This is a genomic window from Celeribacter baekdonensis, from assembly GCF_900102315.1.
Lineage (GTDB): Bacteria > Pseudomonadota > Alphaproteobacteria > Rhodobacterales > Rhodobacteraceae > Celeribacter > Celeribacter baekdonensis.
The window spans coordinates 282255-305362 of record NZ_FNBL01000001.1 but is presented as its reverse complement, the minus strand read 5'-3'; the positions used below and the strand labels follow the sequence as shown (position 1 = coordinate 305362).

At 57.7% G+C, this 23108-nt stretch carries 18 protein-coding genes; 12 read left to right on the top strand and 6 right to left on the bottom strand.

The window, feature by feature from the left end; all coding sequences use genetic code 11:
• Positions 1-201: 201 nt before the first annotated feature.
• The 12 genes from BLT54_RS01500 to BLT54_RS01445 all read left to right on the top strand — a co-directional run bounded on the left by BLT54_RS01500 (position 202) and on the right by BLT54_RS01445 (position 18056).
• Positions 202-1485 carry an ABC transporter substrate-binding protein gene (locus BLT54_RS01500; RefSeq protein WP_074641407.1) on the top strand — a complete coding sequence of 428 codons (1284 nt, stop codon included), beginning with the start codon at positions 202-204 and terminating at the stop codon, positions 1483-1485.
• Positions 1486-1832: 347 nt separating this feature from the next.
• Positions 1833-2831, top strand: coding sequence for a carbohydrate ABC transporter permease (locus BLT54_RS01495; protein ID WP_074640365.1), 999 nt, complete (start codon positions 1833-1835; stop codon positions 2829-2831).
• A 12-nt stretch (positions 2832-2843) separates the two neighbouring features.
• Positions 2844-4106: a carbohydrate ABC transporter permease gene (locus BLT54_RS01490; RefSeq protein WP_074640362.1), complete on the top strand. Its 1263-nt coding sequence runs from the start codon at positions 2844-2846 to the stop codon at positions 4104-4106.
• 28 nt (positions 4107-4134) lie between these two features.
• Complete coding sequence (locus BLT54_RS01485) at positions 4135-5793, top strand: alpha-glucosidase (RefSeq protein WP_143026706.1); 1659 nt, start codon at positions 4135-4137, stop codon at positions 5791-5793.
• A 20-nt stretch (positions 5794-5813) separates the two neighbouring features.
• Positions 5814-6905 (top strand): ABC transporter ATP-binding protein, encoded by a 1092-nt coding sequence (locus tag BLT54_RS01480; RefSeq protein WP_074640360.1) that lies wholly within the window; start codon positions 5814-5816, stop codon positions 6903-6905.
• A gap of 174 nt (positions 6906-7079) precedes the next feature.
• Positions 7080-8078: a TDT family transporter gene (locus BLT54_RS01475; RefSeq protein WP_083351640.1), complete on the top strand. Its 999-nt coding sequence runs from the start codon at positions 7080-7082 to the stop codon at positions 8076-8078.
• A 162-nt stretch (positions 8079-8240) separates the two neighbouring features.
• Complete coding sequence (guaB, locus tag BLT54_RS01470; RefSeq protein ID WP_074640354.1) at positions 8241-9689, top strand: IMP dehydrogenase; 1449 nt, start codon at positions 8241-8243, stop codon at positions 9687-9689.
• Between the two features lie 89 nt (positions 9690-9778).
• Positions 9779-10963 carry an RsmB/NOP family class I SAM-dependent RNA methyltransferase gene (locus BLT54_RS01465; protein ID WP_074640352.1) on the top strand — a complete coding sequence of 395 codons (1185 nt, stop codon included), beginning with the start codon at positions 9779-9781 and terminating at the stop codon, positions 10961-10963.
• A gap of 297 nt (positions 10964-11260) precedes the next feature.
• Entirely contained in the window at positions 11261-13555 is a 2295-nt protein-coding gene (locus tag BLT54_RS01460; protein WP_074640349.1) for a hybrid sensor histidine kinase/response regulator, read from the top strand.
• Positions 13556-13852: 297 nt separating this feature from the next.
• Positions 13853-14932: a recombinase RecA gene (gene recA / locus BLT54_RS01455; protein WP_074640346.1), complete on the top strand. Its 1080-nt coding sequence runs from the start codon at positions 13853-13855 to the stop codon at positions 14930-14932.
• 181 nt (positions 14933-15113) lie between these two features.
• Entirely contained in the window at positions 15114-17765 is a 2652-nt protein-coding gene (gene alaS / locus BLT54_RS01450) for an alanine--tRNA ligase (RefSeq protein WP_074641402.1), read from the top strand.
• Between the two features lie 3 nt (positions 17766-17768).
• Positions 17769-18056 (top strand): DUF1330 domain-containing protein, encoded by a 288-nt coding sequence (locus tag BLT54_RS01445; RefSeq protein WP_074640344.1) that lies wholly within the window; start codon positions 17769-17771, stop codon positions 18054-18056.
• A gap of 46 nt (positions 18057-18102) precedes the next feature.
• Here BLT54_RS01445 and BLT54_RS01440 read toward each other — a convergent pair whose 3' ends face one another.
• The 6 genes from BLT54_RS01440 to BLT54_RS01415 form a co-directional block, all read right to left on the bottom strand.
• Positions 18103-18690, bottom strand: coding sequence for a VOC family protein (locus tag BLT54_RS01440; RefSeq protein ID WP_074640342.1), 588 nt, complete (start codon positions 18688-18690; stop codon positions 18103-18105).
• Between the two features lie 142 nt (positions 18691-18832).
• Positions 18833-20653: a translational GTPase TypA gene (typA, locus tag BLT54_RS01435; protein WP_074640339.1), complete on the bottom strand. Its 1821-nt coding sequence runs from the start codon at positions 20651-20653 to the stop codon at positions 18833-18835.
• Positions 20654-20786: 133 nt separating this feature from the next.
• Positions 20787-21122, bottom strand: a complete 336-nt coding sequence (locus BLT54_RS01430) for a DMT family transporter (protein WP_009571285.1) — start codon at positions 21120-21122, stop codon at positions 20787-20789.
• Positions 21123-21134: 12 nt separating this feature from the next.
• Positions 21135-21749 (bottom strand): YitT family protein, encoded by a 615-nt coding sequence (locus BLT54_RS01425; RefSeq protein ID WP_009571284.1) that lies wholly within the window; start codon positions 21747-21749, stop codon positions 21135-21137.
• 38 nt (positions 21750-21787) lie between these two features.
• Positions 21788-22411 carry a YitT family protein gene (locus BLT54_RS01420; protein ID WP_074640337.1) on the bottom strand — a complete coding sequence of 208 codons (624 nt, stop codon included), beginning with the start codon at positions 22409-22411 and terminating at the stop codon, positions 21788-21790.
• A 102-nt stretch (positions 22412-22513) separates the two neighbouring features.
• Positions 22514-23080 carry a hypothetical protein gene (locus tag BLT54_RS01415; RefSeq protein ID WP_074640335.1) on the bottom strand — a complete coding sequence of 189 codons (567 nt, stop codon included), beginning with the start codon at positions 23078-23080 and terminating at the stop codon, positions 22514-22516.
• Positions 23081-23108: the final 28 nt, after the last annotated feature.

Here is a 23108-nt window from a genome sequence, read left to right as displayed (position 1 = left end):
TGCCGTAAGGGAAACCTTATACGGGGTATTTTCACACAGTGAACCCCGAAAGGTTTGATCGTTGTCATTGACTCTTAGGGGAACATGAGGGAATCTAAGGCATGCCAAAGCGCTTTGGGTGTTTGGAATCCATTTGATTTCTCACCTGATGACGCTAGGCTTAGTGTGCCCATGTCGGGGTATGAAAACTGGGAGGTTTACATGAAAAAGACACTTCTTACGGGGGCAGCTACTCTGGCTTTGCTCGCGGGCGCGGCGCAGGCACAAGACCTTGCTGGCCAACAATTGACGATTGCAGGCCCTTGGATCGGTGCCGACCAGGAGATGGTCGAAAAAGTGCTCGCGATTTTTGAAGAAAAGACCGGCGCAGATGTGCGTTACGTTGGGTCTGACAGTTTTGAACAACAAATTATGATCGACGCCGAATCCGGTTCCGCCCCGAACGTCGCTGTGTTCCCACAGCCGGGTCTTGCGGCAGATATGGCCAAACGTGGCTTTCTCACACCGCTGCCCGAAGGCACCGAAGAGTGGGTGAAAGAAAATTACGCCGCCGGTCAATCCTGGATTGATCTGGGCACTTACACGGGCCCTGACGGCAACGACGCGCTTTATGGCTTTTTCTACAAGGTCGATTTGAAATCACTGGTCTGGTATGTGCCGGAAACCTTTGAAGATGCGGGATACGACATCCCGACCTCGATGGAAGAGCTCAAAGCCCTGACCGACCAAATCGTCGCCGATGGCGAAACGCCGTGGTGTATTGGTCTGGGGTCCGGCGGTGCGACCGGCTGGCCGGCAACCGATTGGGTCGAAGACCTGTTGCTGCGCACCCAAACCCCGGATGTCTATGACGGTTGGGTCGACAATTCGATCCCGTTCAATGATCCGCGCATCGTTGAGGCGATCACAGAATTCGGCTGGTTCGCCCGCAATGACGCTTATGTGTCTGGCGGAGCAGGGGCCGTGGCCTCGACCGACTTCCGCGACAGCCCGAAAGGGCTCTTTACCTCGCCGCCGCAGTGCTACATGCACCGTCAGGCGTCCTTCATTCCGGCCTTCTTCCCCGAAGGCACGGTTGTCGGCGAAGACGCGGATTTCTTCTACTTCCCGTCCTATGCTGAAAAAGACCTCGGCAAGCCTGTTTTGGGCGCTGGCACCTTGTGGGCCATCACCAATGACAGCCCGGCGGCACAAGAGTTCATCAAGTTCCTTGAGACCCCTGAAGCTCACGAAGCCTGGATGTCCCAAAGTGGCTTCCTGACGCCGCACAAAGGCGTGGACGCGTCGAAATTTGGCGATGCGCCGACGGCGGCGATGAACGAGATTTTGCTCAACGCGACAACATTCCGCTTTGACGGGTCTGACCTGATGCCGGGTGGCGTGGGCGCAGGCTCGTTCTGGACGGAAATGGTCAACTACGCCGGCGGTAAATCGGCCGAAGACGTGGCGGACGATATTCAGGCCTCTTGGGATGCCCTGAAATAATCAGACAATGTCGGGCGATCCGGGAAGATTGGTTCTCGGGTCGCCTTTGCTCTTGCGTATTTCTCTTTGCTGTCCGTGTGTTCAGGCCAGGGGCAGGGGAGACCACAATCTGTTTTCATGGCCCCGGAAACAGATTTCGCCTCGCAAGATGCAGAACTCCTGTTACGGTTGAAAACACCGCAGCAGATGGAGCGCGGCAGTTGCGCAAAATCGCCTTTTCGTGTTCGATGGACGTAGAGAACCATCGACCCTGAGGCGGAACATAAGCGAAGATCAGTGCACCACGATGTGCTGTGAAACGACGGATTTGGAGCTCAAAGAGGCTCTCAAAGCAAAAGGAGGGGCACATGCATCCAGCAGTACAAGGTCTTTTGACCATTGCTATCGGCGTCAGCGCCTGCATCGGCTATTTCTATTTCTCCAATGTCATCTTGGACAAAGTGATTTTTCCGGCCCGTGGCAAACACGCTGGCCGAAACATCAACCGTGCCAATTTGATCCGACCTTGGTTGTTTCTGTTCCCCGCGATTGCGGCGCTGGGTCTCTATCTGGCCTATCCGGTGGTTGAGACGCTGCGCCTCTCGCTTACAGATCGCGACATGGGCGGGGCGTTTATTGGGTTTGAAAACTACCGCAAAATGTCGATCGACCCGAAGTTCTGGGAAGCGATGCGCAACAACGCCTTGTGGCTTTTGGTCGTGCCTGCCGCCTCCACTGCGATGGGGCTTTTGGTGGCGCAATTGACCGACCGCATCCGCTGGGGTGCGATTGCCAAGTCTTTGATTTTCATGCCCATGGCAATCTCTTTTGTCGGCGCGGCCGTGATTTGGAAACTGGTCTATGACGCGCGCCCGTTGGGCACTGAACAGATCGGCATTCTCAACGCGATCCTGGTCGCTTTGGGCGGTGAGCCGCATACGTTTTTGACCCTGCCGTTTTGGAACAATTTTTTCCTGATGGTGGTGCTGATCTGGATTCAAACCGGTTTTGCCATGGTCATCCTGTCCGCCGCCCTGCGCGGTGTGCCCGAAGAAACGATTGAGGCCGCAATTGTCGATGGCGCCAACCCGTTTCAGATCTTTTTCAAAATCAAAATCCCGCAAATCATGGGCACGATTGTGGTGGTCTGGACGACGATCACCATCACCGTGCTCAAGGTCTTTGACATCGTCTTCGCGATGACCAACGGCCAATGGGAAACCCAGGTTTTGGCCAATTACATGTATGACAAATTGTTCCGTGCCAATGACTGGGGCGTGGGCTCCGCCGCCGCGATGGTGATCATGCTTTTGGTCACGCCGATTTTGGTGTGGAACGTCTACAACGCCCGCAAAGAAATGAAGTAAAGGACAGGACCTATGGACAATATTGCCGGCAAAAAGTCCTCCTTGACCTGGGCCGTCCACATTTCTGTGGCCGTTCTGGTCTTTCTTTGGATGTTCCCGACCGTGGGGCTTTTGGTCTCCTCATTCCGCTCAGCGGATCAAATCTCCGGCTCCGGCTGGTGGAAAGCCCTGTTCCCGCAAGAACAGAATGTGATGATCCGCACCGCAGGCCCCGCGCTTCAGCAACAGATCGACGGCGCCTATGTGATCGAAGGCAACCTGTTTGAACAGGATGACCTGCCGATTGGCACCGTTTCCGTCTGGGGCACCTCCTCGCGCGACATCAATGCCTACAAGCCCGGCGACACTGCCGATCTGGGTGAGGATGGGCAATTGACCATCGCGGAGAATGGCGATTACACCCTGCTTAAAACCACGGAATTTAGTGGATCGCGCGGCGAACGGGTGTTTTTGACGGCCAAAACGCCGCCAACCTTCACATTGCAAAACTACAAGACCGTGCTGTTTTCTGGCCAGGCCACCGATAAGATGGGCAAGGCCTTCCTCAACACGTTCACGGTGACAATCCCGGCCACGGTCATCCCGATCCTGATTGCCGCTTTTGCCGCTTATGCGTTGGCATGGATGGATTTCCCCGGACGCGCACTGTTGATTGCGGCTGTGGTGGCGCTTTTGGTCGTGCCTTTGCAACTGGCGCTCATTCCATTGCTCAGTTTCCACGGCGCGGTGGTGGAGGCGACCATCGCCTTTTTAGGCACGCCAGACCCCGACAACCTGCGCCGCTTTGCCACTGTCAACGGTCTTGGACGGCTGTTGGGGTTTGAACCGGGCGAGGCCGTGTCCTCCAAGGGCTATCTTGGCGTTTGGATGGCGCATACGGGCTTTGGTCTGCCGCTGGCGATCTACCTGTTGCGCAACTATATGGTCGGTCTGCCGAAAGACATCATTGAGAACGCGCGCGTCGATGGTGCCACGGAATTTCAGATTTTCACCAAAATCATCCTGCCGCTGTCCTTCCCGGCGCTGGCGTCTTTCGCGATCTTCCAATTCCTGTGGACATGGAACGACCTCTTGGTCGCTTTGGTGTTCCTGATCGACAGTTCCGGCGACACCACGGTGATGACCCGCCAGATCGTCGAACTTCTGGGCACACGCGGCGGCAATTGGGAAATCCTGGCCACGGCGGCGTTCGTGTCGATCGCGGTGCCGCTGACCGTCTTCTTCTTTATGCAAAAATACCTCGTCCGCGGCCTGCTGGCCGGGTCGGTGAAATAATCAGCAAAATAATCAAAGAGCATCTTGCATGAACGTTATCTCCTCCTCCCCCATGAAACCCTTTACGCGCGAAAAAGATTGGTGGCGCGGCGCGGTGATCTATCAGATCTATCCGCGCTCCTTTCAGGACAGCAACGGCGACGGTATTGGCGACCTGTTGGGCATTGTCCAACGCTTGCCCTATATCGCCTCTCTGGGTGTTGACGCGATCTGGATTTCGCCGTTCTTCACCTCGCCGATGAAGGATTTCGGCTATGACGTCTCGGATTATTGCGACGTGGACCCGATGTTCGGTCATCTGTCCGATTTCGATGCGCTGATCGACACGGCGCACCAATATGGCGTCAAGGTTCTGATCGACCTCGTGCTGTCGCACACTTCGGATCAACACCCGTGGTTCAAGGAAAGCCGCAGCTCGCATGACAATGACAAGGCCAATTGGTACGTCTGGGCCGATGCCAATCCGGACGGCACACCGCCGAACAACTGGCTGTCGATCTTTGGCGGCTCTGCCTGGCAATGGGACGCGGGGCGGATGCAGTATTTCCTGCACAATTTCCTGACCTCGCAGCCGGATTTGAATTTCCACGAACCGCAGGTGCAGGACGCCCTTTTGGATGTCGCCGAATTCTGGCTTCAGCGTGGGGTGGACGGGTTCCGTTTGGACACGATCAACTTTTACACCCATGACGCCGAACTGCGCGACAACCCACCACTTAAACCCGAAGAGCGTCAGGCCAAAACCGCCCCGGCGGTGAATCCCTATACGTGGCAAAACCACATCTACGACAAATCGCGGCCCGAGAACCTTGTGTTCCTGCGCAAGCTGCGCGCGGTGATGGAACCCCATAATGCGGCGGCCGTGGGTGAGGTGGGCGATGACCAACGCGGCATGGAGATCCTTGGCGAATACACCAAGGGCGATGATCTCATGCATATGTGCTACGCGTTTGAGCTGTTGTCGGGCGACACCCCGTCACCGAGCTATATCAAAGGCGTGATGGACCATTTCAACGCGGTGGCTGCGGATGGCTGGGCCTGTTGGGCCTATTCCAACCACGATGTCGTGCGCCACATGACACGGTGGAAGCTCAACGCGGCAGGCGCGCGCGCCTTTACCACTTTGATGATGTGCCTGCGCGGCTCGGCCTGTATCTATCAGGGCGAAGAGTTGGGTCTGCCGGAGGCCGAACTGGCCTTTGAAGACCTGCAAGACCCCTATGGCATTCAATTCTGGCCGGATTTCAAAGGCCGCGATGGCTGCCGCACGCCGATGGTGTGGGAGCGCTCAAACCATCACGGCGGCTTTTCCAACTCCGGGCAGACATGGTTGCCGGTGAGCGCCGATCATCTGCCATTGTCTGTGGCGCAATCAGAAGAAGAGCCGGGTGCCTTGCTGCATCACTACCGTCGCGCGATTGCCTTTCGCCATGCGCATCAGGCGCTCAAAACCGGGGATATGGTGGATATGCGGGTTGAGGACACCTGTTTGATCTTCACCCGCAAGAATGACGAAGAAGAGCTGTTTTGTGCCTTCAACCTGTCGGATCAACCGGCCACGTTGGAGACGCCAAAGGGCGATTGGTATCAGGTCGGCAGCGAATTGAATTCCGCCTCGCCGATGGAGGACGGAAAACTGCATCTTGGACCGTGGCAACCGGCAATCATGCTGCGCGAAAACATCTAAGAGGCGAGGGGAGAGAGACCATGGCAGATCTGAAATTGGAACGTGTCGCCAAGACCTATGGCGGCAAAGTCGAAGTCCTCAAGGACATCAATCTCGACATCAAAACCGGCGAGTTGATCGTGTTCGTCGGCCCGTCGGGGTGCGGCAAATCCACGCTTTTGCGGATGATTGCGGGGCTGGAAAAAATCTCTGGCGGCACGTTTGAGATTGATGGCGAGCGGATGAACGATGTGCCGCCCGCCCAACGCGGCATCGCCATGGTGTTTCAATCCTATGCGCTTTACCCGCACATGACGGTCTATGACAACATGGCGTTTTCGTTGAAAATTGCCAAGAAATCCAAAGAAGAGATCGACGCGGCGGTGACCAAAGCCGCAAAGATTTTGCAGCTTGACGACTATCTCGACCGCCTGCCCAAGGCGCTCTCGGGCGGGCAACGTCAACGGGTCGCCATTGGCCGTGCCATCGTGCGTGACCCGAAAGTCTATCTGTTTGACGAACCGCTCTCCAACCTGGACGCCGCCCTGCGCGTGGCCACCCGTTTGGAGATTGCCCAGCTCAAAGAGTCGATGCCAGACAGCACCATGGTTTATGTCACCCACGATCAGGTTGAGGCCATGACCCTGGCCGACCGCATTGTGGTTTTGGCCAACAAAGGCATCGCACAGGTCGGCAGCCCGCTTGATCTCTATGAACGTCCTGACAATGAATTCGTGGCGCAATTTATCGGCTCTCCGGCGATGAATTTGTTGCCCGGTGAAATCATCGAAACGGGGGCGCTGACCAAGGTCAAACTTGACGGTGAAGGCATTGCCATTTCCGCGATCCCGACCCAGGCCTCGGACATGGGGCGCAAGGTGAATGTCGGTGTGCGGCCTGAGGACATGGTGCTGACGGATGAGTTGGCCATCCTGAACGGCACGGTGGATATTGTTGAGGCCTTGGGCGAGGTGACGCTGTTGTATTTCGTGCCCGAGCGTGGCCACGATCCTTTGATTGCGAAACTCCCCGGCATCCACAACAACCTGCGCGGCACCGAGGTCAAACTCACCGCCGATCCCGCAAAGGTCCATCTTTTTGCCGATGGTCTGACCCTGCGGCCCAAAGACTAAGCCCCAAAGACAGCCATTGAGCCTTTGACAAAGGACAGCCCTCGGGCTGTCCTTTTCGTGTGGGGCGCTCACAAAGGCAAATGCCCCGCGACATCACGGCGCTGCGCAATGCCTTCCTCTAAGCTAGGCAGGGTGGTATTCAACCCCTGCAATATCTGCGCGAAAGGCTCGAACATGTCGCACACTCCGCCCCGCATCATGCCCAAACCGTTCAACACCGCGCCAAAAGGCATTTGGCGCGCCACGCCGCCGGCGATTTTCCCGCCGATCATGGGGCTCTTGGGCCTTGGCCTTGCCTGGCGCAACGCGGCCAAAGTCATGCCTGCGCCCGAATGGATCGGTGAAATGATCTTGGGGGCGGTGTCGCTTTTATACGTCTTTGCGCTTGTGGCCTATTTCGCCAAAGTCGTGCGCCGTCCGGGCGTTGTCGCCGATGATCTGCGCATTTTGCCGGGTCGGGCGGGGTTGTCCGCCGGGGCGGCGAGCGGGTTTTTGTTTGCGGCCGTGCTTGTGCCTTATTCGGTCGCATTCGCCAAAACCGTCTTGGTTCTTGCCCTCGCGGCCCAAGTCATCGTGGCGCTCTTGACCATCCGCTCCTTCGCGCTTGGCCCGGTCGAACAACGCCGGGTCACGCCAGTGTGGCACCTGACCTTTGTCGGCTTCATCATCGCGCCCTTGGCCGCTGTGCCTTTGGGCTGGATTGGCCTGTCGCAGTTCATCTTTGCCACCACCTTGCCGATAGCCGCCGCGATCTATGTGATCTCTGCCGTGCAATTCGCCAAATCCGATGTGCCGCCGCCGCTGCGCCCGCTCTTGGCCATTCACCTGTCACCGCTCTCGCTCTTTGGTATCGTTGCGACGCTTTTGGGCTATACCACGCTGGCCGTGGCCTTTGCCTGGGTGGGTCTCACCGTTTTCATCGTGGCGCTTTTGGCGATCCGATATTTGACCAAAGGTGACTTTTCGGCGCTCTGGGGGGCTTTCACCTTTCCTCTGGTGGCCTTTGTCAATCTGATGCTTGCCGCCGCCACACTCTCGCCCACACCGTTTCGCGTGATCGGCGGTTTGGTCTTGGTCGCGGCCTCCTTGGTGATCGTCTATATCGCCGCCAAAATCATACAGCTTTGGACCAAAGGCAAACTGTCCAAAGCCACCAACGCGGCCTCTGTCTGAGGCCTCAGCGGCTTTGAAATCGACGCTATAGGGCCGCTTCCAACTGGGGTGCGGCCCTAAATATTGCGTGATGCGTCACGAAAAACGGCAAAACGCCCTTTCCATAGGGGGGCATCCATGTAATAGGGACGTGCCAAACCGTATCCCCCATGGAGAGACCCGATGGAGATTCGCGAGGCCCTTACCTTTGATGATGTTTTGCTGGTTCCTGCGGCCAGTTCTGTCCTGCCCTCAACGGCAGACACAGGGACATTTGTCACCAAATCAATCCGGCTGAACATCCCTTTGATGTCCTCGGCCATGGACACGGTCACCGAAGGCCGCATGGCCATCGCCATGGCCCAGATGGGCGGGATCGGTGTCATTCACCGCAATCTCGACATCAAACGGCAATCCGACGAGGTGCGCCGGGTCAAACGCTTTGAAAGCGGGATCGTGTATAACCCGATCACCCTGACCGCCGATCAAACCATCGCGGATGCCAAGGCACTCTGCGCGCAGTATAATTTCACCGGCTTTCCAGTGGTTGACGCAGACCGGCGCGTGGTCGGCATCGTCACCAACCGGGACATGCGCTTTGCCACCTCCGACAACACGCCCGTGTCGCAGGTGATGAGCTCCGACAATCTTGCGATCCTGCACGAGCCTGCCGATCGTGACGAGGCGATTTCGCTGATGAAAGCGCGTCGGATCGAGAAACTTTTGGTCACCGATGCCAATGGCCATCTGACCGGGCTGTTGACCCTCAAAGACACCGAACAAGCCGTGCTGCACCCTTCTGCCTGCAAAGACGACCTTGGCCGTTTGCGTGTGGGCGCGGCGACGACCGTGGGCAACGAGGGCTTTGATCGCTCCGTGGCACTGATTGATGCGGGCTGTGACCTCATCGTCATCGACACGGCGCATGGTCACTCCGAAGGCGTTGCCATGGCGGTCGAGCGGTTGAAAAACTACCGCGAAGACGTTCAGGTCATCGCCGGCAACGTCGCCACAGCCGCCGCCACCAAGGCGCTGATTTCGGCGGGCGCGGATGCGGTCAAGGTCGGCATCGGTCCGGGTTCGATCTGTACCACGCGCATGGTCGCGGGGGTGGGTGTGCCACAACTGACCGCCATCATGGATTGCGCCAAGGCGGCGGGCGATGTGCCGGTGATCGCGGACGGCGGCATCAAATTCTCCGGCGATTTTGCCAAAGCCATCGCGGCGGGGGCCTCTGTGGCCATGGTCGGCTCGATGATCGCGGGCACGGATGAGTCTCCGGGCGAAGTCATCCTCTACCAAGGCCGCTCCTACAAAGCCTACCGTGGCATGGGGTCCTTGGGGGCTATGGCGCGCGGCTCGGCGGATCGGTATTTCCAAAAAGACGCGGCCTCTGACAAACTCGTGCCCGAAGGCATCGAAGGCCAAGTCGCCTACAAAGGCCCGGCGGGCGCTGTGATCCACCAAATGGTTGGCGGTTTGCGCGCGGCCATGGGCTACACAGGCTGTGCCACCGTGGCGGAGATGAAAACCAACTGTGGTTTCGTCAAAATCACCGGTGCGGGCCTGAAAGAAAGCCACGTCCATGACGTGCAAATCACCCGCGAAAGCCCGAACTACCGCGTCGGCTGAGGTGGTTTTGACCAAATCAAACGGGGGCTTGGCGCAGATCGCGGTAAGTCCCCGTTGCTTTTTCATATGGAACCTGTTTTCGCTACATCATGACACCAGCCGCTCGCCTTTCCGCCGCAATCGAAATTCTGGATGACGTTCTCGTTGGCGAAAATGCCGAACGGGTGCTGACAACATGGGCGCGCGGTCACCGCTATGCCGGCTCGAAAGACCGCGCCGCGATCCGCGATCTGGTCTTTGATGCGATCCGCTGTCTGCGCTCTTATGCTTGGCTCGGTGGGGCCGGGGAACGCCCCTCAGGTCGGCAATTGATCCTGGGCGCGTTGCGCGCGGCGGGCACCGATCCCGACACGCTTTTTTGCACCGACCGCTTTGCTCCGCGCCCCTTGCACGAAGGTGAACGCGAGCTTCCCGCGCCGCTTGAAACCGCGCCGCGCGGTGTGCGATTGGATTGTCCGGACTGGCTTTTGCCACTTTATGACGCCAGTTTGGGCGCCGATGCGGATGCCGTACTTGAGCTGTTGCGCCACCGCTCCGAGGTGTTTTTGCGGGTGAATCCGCGCAAGGCAACTTTGGACACGGCCCGTGAGGCCTTGCACAAAGACGACATTGACGCGGTGCCGCATCCTCTGTGCGACACCGCGCTCAAAGTCACCCGCAATGCCCGTGCTGTGGCCCGGTCTCAGGCCTATCTCACGGGGTTGGTTGAGATTCAGGATGTTGGATCTCAGGCGATCCTTGATGTTTTGCCGCTGGAACCCGGACAATCGGTGTTGGATTATTGTGCCGGGGGCGGGGGCAAAGCCTTGGCCATCGGCGCGCGCGCGGATGTGAAATTGACCGCCCATGACATTGATCCCGCCCGGATGCAGGACATCGCCCCACGTGCGTCTCGCGCCGGGATTGACATCACTTTGGCCCGCACCTCTGAATTGGCCAAGGCCTATGATCTGATCCTCTGCGATGTGCCCTGTAGTGGCTCGGGGGCGTTTTCACGCAGCCCACAGGGCAAATGGGCGCTGACCGAAAACCGGCTGTCGCATTTGGTGCAAATTCAGGCGAATATTCTGGACGAAGTTGCGCCGCGTGTGCGTCCCGGCGGCCATCTGGCCTATGCCACCTGTTCGCTTTTCAAAGTCGAAAACGACGATCAAGTGGCCAAATTCGCCGCGCGCCACCCCGAATTCTCCCTGCGCATGAGCCGCCATGTCAGCCCGCTTGAGGGTGGTGACGGATTTTTCATCGCGGTGTTTCAGCGCGCGGTTGTGCTCTGACGCGCTGTTGTGCTCTGAGGTGACGTTTAAAACCCTCATTAGGGGCAATAAAGGTTAACAATACAACTTTACCGATAGTTTTTCGGTGTCTATCCTCCTTCCAACCTCCGCTCTTAAAGCGTCATTAACCAAATCATCGCACAAGAGAGGAACGGATCGGGATCGACCCGATTCACCGGACAGTCTGGGGCATTCTGCTCCCAAAGCCGCGTGCATCGCACGTTTAGAATTGCGTGCACTGCACGTTTAGAATTGCGTGCACTGCACGACGAGGGGGGATATGTGACGAGCGTCAGCATGACAGCGGGCCCATTGTCTAAACAGGCCGAGCGCCTTGCTCCTTATAGTATGACCATTGCCATTGGCGGGCTTTTGCTCTGTGGCGCGGCTCTGGTGTTGCCGCTGCCGCGATTTGGTCTTTTGGCTTTTGGCACTGGGGCGGTCTTGCTTTGGGCTGCCATTCTGGTGCGCCTGCTGACCCATCTGCGCAAAACCGCGCGCAAACGTGTGCACAACGCCCTTGCCCAATTTGTGGCCAATGATGCGGCGCCCTGTTTCACCACGGATCTTGATGGTGTGATCGGCTATGAAAACCGGGCGGCCATCGGTCGGTTTGGCGGGCGGGGCGGAGAGACGCTCTTGGCGGCCCTTGAGGATCTTTTTGCCGCTCCAGCCACCACTTTGGCGCGGCTGCAATCGCGGGCTTTGGCCAAGGGCGGCGCGCGCGAAGATGTGGTGATGCGCCACGGTCATGTGCGCCTTGGTGTGCATATGATCGGGGAGGACGGGTTTCTATGGCGCTTGGACGATATGGTCGAAAAGGGCAGCACCCTGGACGGCGAGGCTTTGGCATTGCCGATGATGACCCTGAGCAAAAATAATGCGGTGCTGTTTATGAATGAGGCCATGCGCCGCTTGATCGGTCATCGCGAAAAGACCTTGGATCGGGTGGTGACCGACCTGCCGCTCCGCCATGGTGATGTGCATGTTTTGTCGGGTGCCGAAGGGCGCGTCTATGCCCGTGTGGCCCAGTTTGAAACGGGCGGCTCTGGGCGCAAGGAAGTGTATTTCTTGCCAGAAAAAACCCCCTCTTTGGGTGAATGGGACGCCTTTGATGCGTTGCCTGTGGCGCTTTTGAAAGTGTCTGTCGATGGTCGGATTTTACAATCCAACCGACCCGCGCGCGAACTTTTGTCGATCATGGCCCATGATCAACTCAGACTCGGCGATTTGGTCGAAGGGCTGGGGCGACCTGTGCAGGATTGGGTGACGGATGTGGCCATGGCGCGGGCGCGCAAGCCGGAATTTGTCCGCGCGGCGCGGCCGCAAAACGACACATTCCTGCAAATCACCCTGAGCCGGGTCGAAGGCAAGGGGGATGAGATCGAATTGATCGCGGTGCTCTCAGATGCAACCGAGCTCAAATCGCTTGAGGCGCAATTTGTTCAAAGCCAGAAAATGCAGGCCATCGGTCAGTTGGCCGGCGGCGTGGCGCATGATTTTAACAACCTTTTGACGGCCATTTCCGGCCATTGTGACCTGTTGCTGTTGCGTCATGACAAGTCCGACCCGGATTATGGCGATCTTGTCCAAATCCATCAAAACGCCAACCGTGCCGCGTCGCTTGTTGGTCAATTGTTGGCCTTTTCACGCAAACAGACCCTCAAGCCCGAGGTCATCGACCTGCGCGATACCCTGTCTGATCTGACCCATTTGCTGAACAGGCTGGTCGGGGAGAAAGTGACCCTTACCCTCAGCCATGACGCGGGTCTGTTGCCAATCCGGGTCGACAAACGCCAGCTTGAACAGGTGATCATGAACCTTGTGGTGAACGCCCGTGACGCCATGCCGACGGGCGGAGAGATCAAGGTCGAAACCCGTAACGAAGTGCTGCGCCAAGCCTTTACCAGAGATCGGGCCACGGTGCCTGCGGGCGAATATGTCGTGGTCAGCGTCTCAGATCAGGGGGTTGGCATTCCGCCTGAGCGGTTGCAAAAAGTGTTCGAGCCGTTTTTCACCACCAAACGGACGGGCGAGGGCACGGGCCTTGGCCTATCGACGGCATATGGGATCATCAAACAAACCGGGGGCTTTATCTTTTTGGACTCCGTGGTCGGGTCTGGCACCGCCTTTACCATCTTTCTGCCTGCGCATACCGCGCGGGCTGAGGCGGTGGTTGAGGCGGCAACCAAACCGATTCCTGATGCATCTGTGCCCACGGAGCGCGGCTCCGGGGTGATTCTTTTGGTCGAAGACGAGGCGCCTGTGCGTGCCTTTGCCTCGCGCGCCTTGCGGTTGCGGGGCTACACGGTGATCGAGGCGGAAAATGCCGAAGAGGCTTTGGAAACGCTCGAAGACAGCAGCCTGCATATTGATGTGTTTGTCTCTGACGTGATCATGCCGGGGATGGATGGGCCAAGCTGGGTCTCGGAGGCCCTTAAAACCCGGCCCGATGTGAAAGTGGTGTTTGTCTCGGGCTATGCCGAGGATCATTTCACGGAACAACAGGCGCGCATCCCCAATTCGGTGTTCCTGCCCAAACCGTTTTCCCTGTCGGAATTGACGGCCACGGTTCAGGCGCAGTTTTATTAAAGATGAGACGGTGTTTCCTTTGGTCTACCGGAAAATTTCCGTACATAAACAAAGATATATCTGTCTATAAAATTATTTTTAAGCAGTTCTTTCGCGGTAAACGATTTGTTAAATATTAGCAGTGCAATTTATCTTTAAATTGGAATGTTAAGAATTGAGTTGAAATGTTCTCTTTTTGTCCCCATAAAGATCCGTGAGAACAAGAGGCGAACAAGAACAGTCCCCAGACCGCCGCATGAGGTGACTTATTTGCACCCGTTGCCGCGCGAGATTTGGTGTGAAATAAGGAAGTGAACAATGGCTACGGCGGCGAACATGACCAAAAAAGATGGCGAAAAGCAAAAGGCGCTCGACAGTGCGCTGGCGCAAATTGAGCGGCAATTTGGCAAGGGCTCGATCATGCGCCTTGGCGCGGACAACCCGGTGCAAGAGATTGAATCCACCTCGACAGGCTCGCTTGGTCTCGACATCGCGCTTGGCATTGGCGGCATTCCGAAAGGCCGGATCGTTGAAATTTACGGCCCGGAGAGCTCCGGTAAAACCACGCTGACGCTGCATTGCGTCGCTGAAGAGCAAAAGAAAAACGGCGTTTGCGCCTTTGTCGATGCCGAACATGCGCTTGATCCGATCTATGCCCGCAAACTGGGTGTGAATTTGGATGAGCTGTTGATTTCCCAACCCGACACCGGCGAGCAAGCGCTTGAAATCGTGGACACTTTGGTGCGCTCCGGCGCGGTGAACCTTGTGGTGGTCGACTCGGTTGCGGCCTTGACGCCGAAATCCGAGCTTGAAGGCGACATGGGCGACAGCTCGGTCGGTGTACACGCGCGTTTGATGTCGCAGGCGATGCGCAAACTCACCGGCTCGATTTCACGCTCCAAATGCACCGTGATCTTCATCAACCAAATTCGGATGAAAATCGGCGTCATGTTCGGCTCGCCCGAAACCACGACCGGTGGCAATGCGTTGAAATTCTACTCTTCGGTGCGTCTGGACATTCGCCGCATCGGCGCGATCAAGGATCGCGACGAGGTGGTCGGCTCTGAAACCCGTGTCAAAGTCGTCAAAAACAAAGTTGCGCCGCCGTTCAAACAGGTGGAATTCGACATCATGTATGGAGAAGGCATCTCCAAAACCGGCGAGCTTTTGGACCTTGGCGTCAAAGCGGGCGTGGTTGATAAATCCGGCGCGTGGTTCTCCTACGGTGATGAGCGCGTGGGGCAGGGGCGTGAAAACGCCAAACGGTACTTGAAAGAAAACCCGCAAATTGCACTTGAGATCGAAGATAAAATCCGTGCGGCGCATGGGTTGGATTTTGATCTGGGCGCGGAATTTTCCCATGACGACATCGTCGATGACGAGGCTGACGAGGCATAAGAATGCGAGATCGGGCTTAGGCCGCCAAAGGACCCAAAGGTTTTCAAGTGAAGAGGGGCCGGAACCATCGCGTTTCGGCCCTTTTCCTATGCGCGGTTATGGACAGGATCGCACAGGGGCGGTAAACCGTCCTGAACGCCAAATCTGGCGGCCCAAAAACGCCTGTAAGGATGAGCCCAACATGCCCAGCGTGAACGATATCCGCTCCACCTTTCTCAACTATTTCGAACGCAACGGTCATAAGGTTGTGGACAGTTCGCCGCTTGTGCCGCGCAACGATCCGACGTTGATGTTCACCAACTCCGGCATGGTGCAGTTTAAAAACTGTTTCACCGGGGTGGAGAAACGCGATTATGTCCGCGCAACCACGGCACAAAAATGTGTGCGCGCCGGCGGCAAACACAACGATCTCGACAACGTCGGCTACACCGCGCGCCACCACACATTCTTTGAGATGCTGGGTAACTTTTCCTTTGGCGACTACTTTAAAGACGACGCCATTCCCTTTGCCTGGGAGTTGATCACCAAGGATTTTGGTATCCCCAAGGACAAACTCTACACCACCGTCTATCACACCGATGACGAGGCGTTTGAGATCTGGAAAAAGGTTGGTGTGCCGGAAGAGCGGATCATCCGCATCGCCACCTCTGACAACTTTTGGCAGATGGGCGACACGGGGCCGTGCGGGCCGTGTACAGAGATTTTCTATGACCACGGCGATCACATCTGGGGCGGTCCTCCGGGCAGCCCTGAGGAAGATGGCGACCGGTTCATTGAAATCTGGAACGTCGTGTTCATGCAAAACGAGAAATTTGCCGATGGCACGATGACCGAACTCGATATGCAGTCGATCGACACCGGCATGGGGTTGGAGCGCATCGCGGCCCTGTTGCAGGGCAGCCACGACAACTATGACACCGACCTGATGAAGGCACTGATCGAGGCTTCGGCCCATGCGACCTCGGTCGATCCCTATGGCGACAAAAACGTCCATCACCGGGTGATTGCCGACCATTTGCGTTCGACCTCTTTCCTGATCGCTGATGGCGTGATGCCGTCCAATGAGGGCCGTGGGTATGTGCTGCGCCGGATCATGCGCCGCGCCATGCGCCACGCGCATCTGTTGGGCGCGAAAGACCCGATCATGTACAAGCTGGTGCCCGAACTGGTGCGCCAAATGGGCGAGGCCTACCCGGAATTGCGTCAAGGTCAGTCGATGATCGAAGAGACTTTGAAGCTTGAAGAAACGCGCTTTATCAATACGTTGGATCGCGGTCTGAAACTTTTGGACGAAGAATTGTCCGGCCTTGAAGAGGGTGCCAACCTGCCGGGCGAAGCGGCGTTCAAACTCTATGACACCTATGGTTTCCCACTCGATTTGACCCAGGACGCGCTGCGCGAACAGGGCCGTGCCGTCGACACCGCAGGCTTTGACGCCGCCATGGCCGAACAAAAAGCCAAGGCCCGCGCGGCCTGGTCCGGGTCGGGTGAGACGGCGGATGCGACCGTGTGGTACGACATTGCCGAAGAGCATGGCGTGACTGAATTTTTGGGCTATGACACCGAGACCGCCGAAGGTCAGGTGATGGCTCTGGTCAAAGGGGGAGGCTCCGTCGCGTCTGCGACGGCTGGCGAAGAGGTCATGGTCGTGGTCAACCAAACGCCGTTTTATGGCGAAAGTGGTGGCCAAGTTGGTGACATGGGGTTGATCCGCGTTGACGGCGGCGCGGTGGACGTGACCGACACGAAAAAGGTGGCTGGTGTGTTCATTCACATCGGCAAAGTCACCACCGGCATGATCAAAACCGGGCAGGCGGCCGAGCTGATCGTCGATCATGCCCGCCGGACCGCGATCCGCGCCAACCACTCCGCCACGCATTTGTTGCATGAGGCGTTGCGCGAAACGCTGGGCTCGCATGTGGCACAGCGCGGGTCTCTGAATGCGCCGGATCGGTTGCGGTTTGACTTTAGCCACACCAAAGGCCTGAGCGCCGAAGAACTGCGCAAGGTTGAAGAGGATGTGAACGGCTACATCCGCCAAAACACCCCGGTCGAAACCCGGATCATGACGCCCGATGACGCCCGCGCGATTGGGGCACAGGCTTTGTTTGGCGAGAAATACGGCGACGAAGTGCGCGTGGTCTCCATGGGTCGCGCCGACACCGGCAAGGGTGCGGATGGCATGACCTATTCGCTCGAACTGTGTGGTGGCACCCATGTCAAACGCACCGGCGACATCGGCCTGTGCGTGATTTTGGGTGACAGCGCGTCAAGCGCGGGCGTGCGCCGGATCGAGGCGTTGACGGGCCAAGCCGCACTTGACCATCTGGCCGAGGCCGCGAACCGCGCGGAAGTGATCGCAGCGGCGCTGAAAACCCCGGTGGGGGAGGTCGTGGAGCGGGTCAAAACGCTGGCCGAGGAACGCAAGAAACTGGAACAAGAGGTGGCCAATCTCAAACGCGAATTGGCCATGGGCGGCGGGGCCAAAGGCGCAACCCCGGCCAAAATGATCAACGGCATCCCCTTCCTCGCGCAAGCGCTCGAAGGCGTGTCGGGCAAAGACCTGCGCGCGTTGATTGACGCCCATAAAACCAACCTCGGCTCCGGCGTGATCTTGTTGATCACCGAAGAGGATGGCAAGGTCGCGGTGGCCTGTGGCGTCACCGATGATCTGACCGCAAAAGTCTCTGCGGTCGACGTGCTCAAGGCCGCGGTGCCTGCCGTAGGTGGCCAAGGTGGCGGTGGTCGACCGGATATGGCGCAGGGCGGGGGCAAGGATTTCTCCGGTGCCGACGCCGCTATTGCCGCCGCTGAAACCCTGTTGAAAGGATAAGATATGCCCGCCCTTTGGATCGCCCATGTGACCGTCACCGATGAGGAGGCTTATGGCAAATATGCCAAACTCGCCGGTCCTGCCATTGCCAAACACGGTGGCAAATTCATCGCCCGTGCGGCGCGCTATGTGCAGCTTGAGGGCAAAGATCGTCCGCGCAATGTGGTGGCAAAATTCGACACGTTGGAAGCGGCGGTCGCCTGTTACCATTCGCCCGACTACCAAGAGGCCTTGAGCCACGCCAAAGGCGCATCCGAACGCGAGCTTTTGGTGGTTGAGACCGAAGAGTAATCGGATCACAGCCTATGAGGTGGCGCGGGAGAGATCCCGCGCCGTTTTATGTGGAATACGGATTTTTCGGCCCGCGATCCTCAGAAAGCGTGTTTGTGCGCTCGGTCACCAAGGCCTCAATCGCATCGGCCAGATGTTCGGTGTCGATGTGATCGTCACCCGCCGCCACGCGGATCAGATGGGCGCGATGCAACACGTCCGTGTGGGTGAACCCCAATGGCGGCTCAAAGCGGTAGCTGGCCAATTCCACCAACATCCCATTCGGTTCGCGGAAATAAATGCTGTCCATAAAACCGCGGTCTTTCGGCCCGGAATGTGTGATCCTGCGCGCATTGAGCCGCGCAACGATGTGATCGAAACTGACTTTTGAGACATTGAACGCCAAGTGATGCAAGGAGCCGGGGCCTTGGTCGATGCGGTGGCGGCCCGGTCTGCGATCCTCTGAGGTGAAGACGGTGATCAACCGCCCGTCGCCCGGATCGAAATACAAATGGCCTTGTTTTGCATCATCGAGATTGGGCTGTTCAAAGACAAAGGGCATGCCCAACACACCCTCCCAAAAGTCAATCGAGCTTTGCCGGTCCGCACCGGTGATGGTGATGTGATGCACACCTTGGGTTTGGATTTTTTTCATCTGATGATCCTCCGTTTGCCCATTATATAGGAAACTTTGGATTTGGGCGCAGTCCCTGTGGCCGCACAGAGTCTGCGCGCCAAAGCGAAAGGCCCGCGTTTTCACACGGGCCTTTATATACTCATTCTGAAACGTCTGAGCCTTAGGCTTTGGACGATTTCGCGTGGCGTTTGCGTTCGTTCGGATCGAGGTAACGCTTGCGCAAACGGATCGCTTTCGGCGTCACTTCGACCAGCTCGTCATCGTCGATATAGGCAATCGCCTGTTCCAAGGTCAGTGTCACCGGGGTGGTGAGGCGCACGGCCTCATCGGTGCCCGACGCACGGACGTTGGTCAGTTGTTTGCCCTTGAGCGGGTTCACTTCGAGGTCATTGTCACGGCTATGCTCGCCAATGATCATGCCCTGATAGACATCGGCCTGAGCGCCGATAAAGAAGTGACCGCGATCTTCGAGTTTCCACAAAGCGTAGGACACGGCCTGACCGCTGTCCATGGAGATCAAAACGCCTTGGCGACGGCCCGGAATGTGACCTTTATAAGGGGCCCAATCGTGGAACACGCGGTTCAAAACGCCAGTGCCGCGGGTGTCGGTGAGGAATTCGCCGTGATAGCCGATGAGACCACGCGACGGCACATGCGCGATGATGCGCGTTTTGCCGTTTTGTTGCTTCATCTCGGTCAGTTCGCCTTTGCGTGCGCCGGTCAGCTTTTCGATCACAGCACCCGAGTATTCGTCATCGACGTCGATGGTGACTTCTTCGATCGGCTCAACTTTGACGCCGTCCAGTTCGCGCATCAAAACCTGCGGGCGGGAGATCGACAGTTCGAACCCTTCGCGGCGCATGTTTTCGATCAAAACGCCCATCTGAAGCTCGCCACGACCGGCAACCTCAAAGGCTTCGCCGCCGGGGGTGTCGGTGACTTTGATCGCCACGTTGACTTCGGCTTCTTTCATCAAACGATCACGGATGACACGCGATTGCACCTTTTTGCCATCGCGACCGGCAAGCGGGCTGTCGTTGATGCCAAAGGTGACGGTGATGGTCGGCGGGTCAATCGGCTGGGCTTCGAGCGGGGTATCGACTTCGAGGGCGCAGAGCGTGTCGGACACGGTGGCTTTCGACATGCCCGCGATGGACACGATGTCGCCGGCGATGGCTTCAGGGATTTCCTGCATGCCAAGACCGCGGAAGGCCTGAATTTTCTTGACCTGGAATTGTTCGATCTTTTGACCGTTACGGGTCAGCGCCTGAATGGTCGCGCCGGTTTTGAGCGTGCCGCTTTCCACGCGACCGGTCAGGATGCGGCCCAAAAACGGGTCGGCGCCCAAGGTGGTGGCGAGCATTTTGAACGGCTCGTGCTGATGCTTGAGCTGACGCGGGGCAGGGACGTGGTTGAGCACGAGGTTGAACAGCGCGTCCAGATTTTTGCGCGGCCCGTCGAGTTCGGCGTCACACCAGCCAGAGCGGCCAGAGGCATACAGATGCGGGAAGTCGAGCTGATCGTCATCGGCATCAAGCGAGGCGAAGAGATCGAAACACTCATCAAGCGCGCGATCCGGCTCGGCGTCCGGTTTGTCGACTTTGTTGAGAACCACGATCGGACGCAGGCCAAGAGCCAGCGCTTTCGAGGTCACGAATTTGGTTTGCGGCATCGGGCCTTCGGCGGCATCGACCAGCAACACAACCCCGTCCACCATGGACAGGATGCGTTCGACTTCGCCGCCAAAGTCGGCGTGGCCGGGCGTGTCGACGATGTTGATGCGATGGCCTTTCCACTCGACCGAGGTGGCTTTGGCGAGAATGGTGATCCCGCGCTCGCGCTCGAGGTCGTTGCTGTCCATGGCGCGTTCAGTGGTGGCCTGATTTTCGCGGTAGGTGCCCGACTGTTTCAGGAGCTCATCGACGAGTGTCGTTTTGCCGTGGTCAACGTGGGCGATGATGGCGATATTGCGAAGATCCATAGGGTGCGGTTTCCGTGTGAGGTATGTCTTGCGCGGGGGCCTACCCGGCCCGGCGGCAAAACACCAGCTTTAAAGCACCAGAGCGGCGAAAAACCCGCATTTGGCGCGTAAAATGCTCATGGGGTGGGAGGGGTCAATGGGTCACAGTTTTTGAGAACACATTGATCACGAGAACCCCGGCGAGGATGAGAGCCATGCCAAGGAGGGCGGGGAGGTCAATTTTTTGACCAAAGGCGACAAGGCCGATGAGGGTGATCAGGACGATGCCCAGCCCGGACCAGATGGCGTACACGATGCCGACGGGCATGACTTTGAGTGTGTGCGACAGGAAATAGAACGACAGGCCATAGCCGATGACCACGATGACCGAGGGCACGAGTTTGGTAAACTGATGCGAGGCATTGAGCGCGGTTGTGCCGATGACTTCGGAGACGATGGCCGCCAAGAGAAAGAGATAATGTTTGGGCATCTTGGTCCCCCCTTACATTGCAATATAACGGTCGCGGCGGTGGTTGATCGCGATCACAAGGTTGACGACGACCGCGCCGAGCAAGGAATAGAGCACCTGCGGTAACGGCAAGATGAAGGCGGCAACGGCAAAGAGGCAGGCGTCAAAGGCCAGTTGCACATAGCCCGCTTTGAATTTGGTCGCGTCTTGCAGGTAGAGCGCCAAAATGCCGATCCCGCCCAGAGACCCGCCATGCCGGAAAATCGCCATCAGCCCCGCGCCGGTCATGAATCCCAGCATGATCGCCCCAAACACCGGGTTGAGCGTTTCAAAGGAGACGAAATGTGGGAAGACCTCGGAAAAGACCGAGATCAGCGCCACACAGGCAAAGGTTTTAAGAACGAATTTCAGCCCCATGCGTTTGTAGCCAAACCAATAGAACGGCAGGTTCACCGCAAAGAACACCCAGCCAAAGGGCAGTTTGAACATATAGGAGATCAACAGCGCCAGACCGGCGGTCTGCCCGGTCACCAGCCCCAGATCGCGCAGCATCACAAGGGCAAAGGCGCACATGGCCGTGCCGAAAATAAACCCCTGCGCATCTTCGAGCAGGCTGTGTGTGTCGGCTTTTGGGTCGGCGGTTTGCATATGGTCCTCGGGGCTTTTTGATGGCCCTGATGCGGACCTCAACTGGCGATATATCTGTCGCGGCGGTGATTAAAGGCGATCACACCATTGAGGATCACCGCGCCCAAGAGGGAATAGAGCACGCGGGACGGTTCGAAAAGGAAGAAAGCCACGGTAAACAGCACAGCATCAAAACAAAGTTGCACAATCCCGGCGCGGATGCCGTATGTATCTTGTACATAAAGCGCGACCACGCCCAATCCGCCCAACGAGCCCTTGTGGCGAAACGTGCCCAAAAGCCCGTACCCGGTCAGGATGCCAAAGGCGATGGTTCCAAACACCGGGTTGAGCGTGTCGAATGACATCCATTTCGGAATGACCGCAACAAGGATCGACAGCGCCGTGACGCAAAGCGCCGATTTGATGGTGAATTCCTTGCCCATGCGAAACCAGGCGAGGGCATAAAACGGGATATTGATCAGCCAAAACACCCAGGAAAAGGAATAGCCGGTGAGATAGGAGATGACCAAAGCCAAACCCGCCGTCTGGCCGGTGATGAACCCGAGCTGGGCGATGATGGTCAAACCGATGGCGGTGGTGATCAGCGCAATGGAGAACCCTTGGAGGTCCTCGAACAGCGTGTGTTTCGCCGGGTTTTGCGGAATGGGAAAAGGTGCGGGCATAGGTGACATGTAGGACAGGAATGCTGACCTGTCTAGCGTAAAATGCTCGCCCGCAGTGACCCAACGAGACGGGGCAGGGAGGCTGCCCTAAAAAGCAGCAGATCATCCAGACTGCGCCATAAACCCAAGCAGAGATTGCGCCAAGGCGGGCGGCGGCGCGGCGCGGGACGGCACGCTCTGTGCTTTGGCCCGATCCGCCTGGGCCTGCGCATGGATGTCCTCAAGCCGATCCAGGTTTTTCTGGGCATAGTCGATGGGATCACCGGCGGGATCACTGGCGCGGCGCGACATTTCGATTTGAATTTTGAACGACTCGAGGATGTCGCTTTTTCGCGTGCCATCAAAAGACGGGCTCTCAAGGATTCCGGCCTCATACAGGCCGTCGCACAGATGTTGTTGAAACCGCGTGCCACGGGTTTCGAGCATCATCATGTCGCTAAATTCATAGACCCCGGCCTCGCGCAGCCGGTCGGTCATGTCGTCGATCTCATCGGGCGACATATCGGTCAAATCATAGTCGGCATAGATCGCCTCAGCCATGGGCGCAGAAGTGGGCGCAGACGTTTGGATGGTGAACCCTGTCTGAGAGGTTGGAGCCCGCGCCTCTGATGTGGCACTGGCCGTTTGTGTGGTGAGGCTGGTTTGGGGGATATTGGCGGCGATCAACATGGGCTGCCTTTCTGCAGGGGTTCGTCAA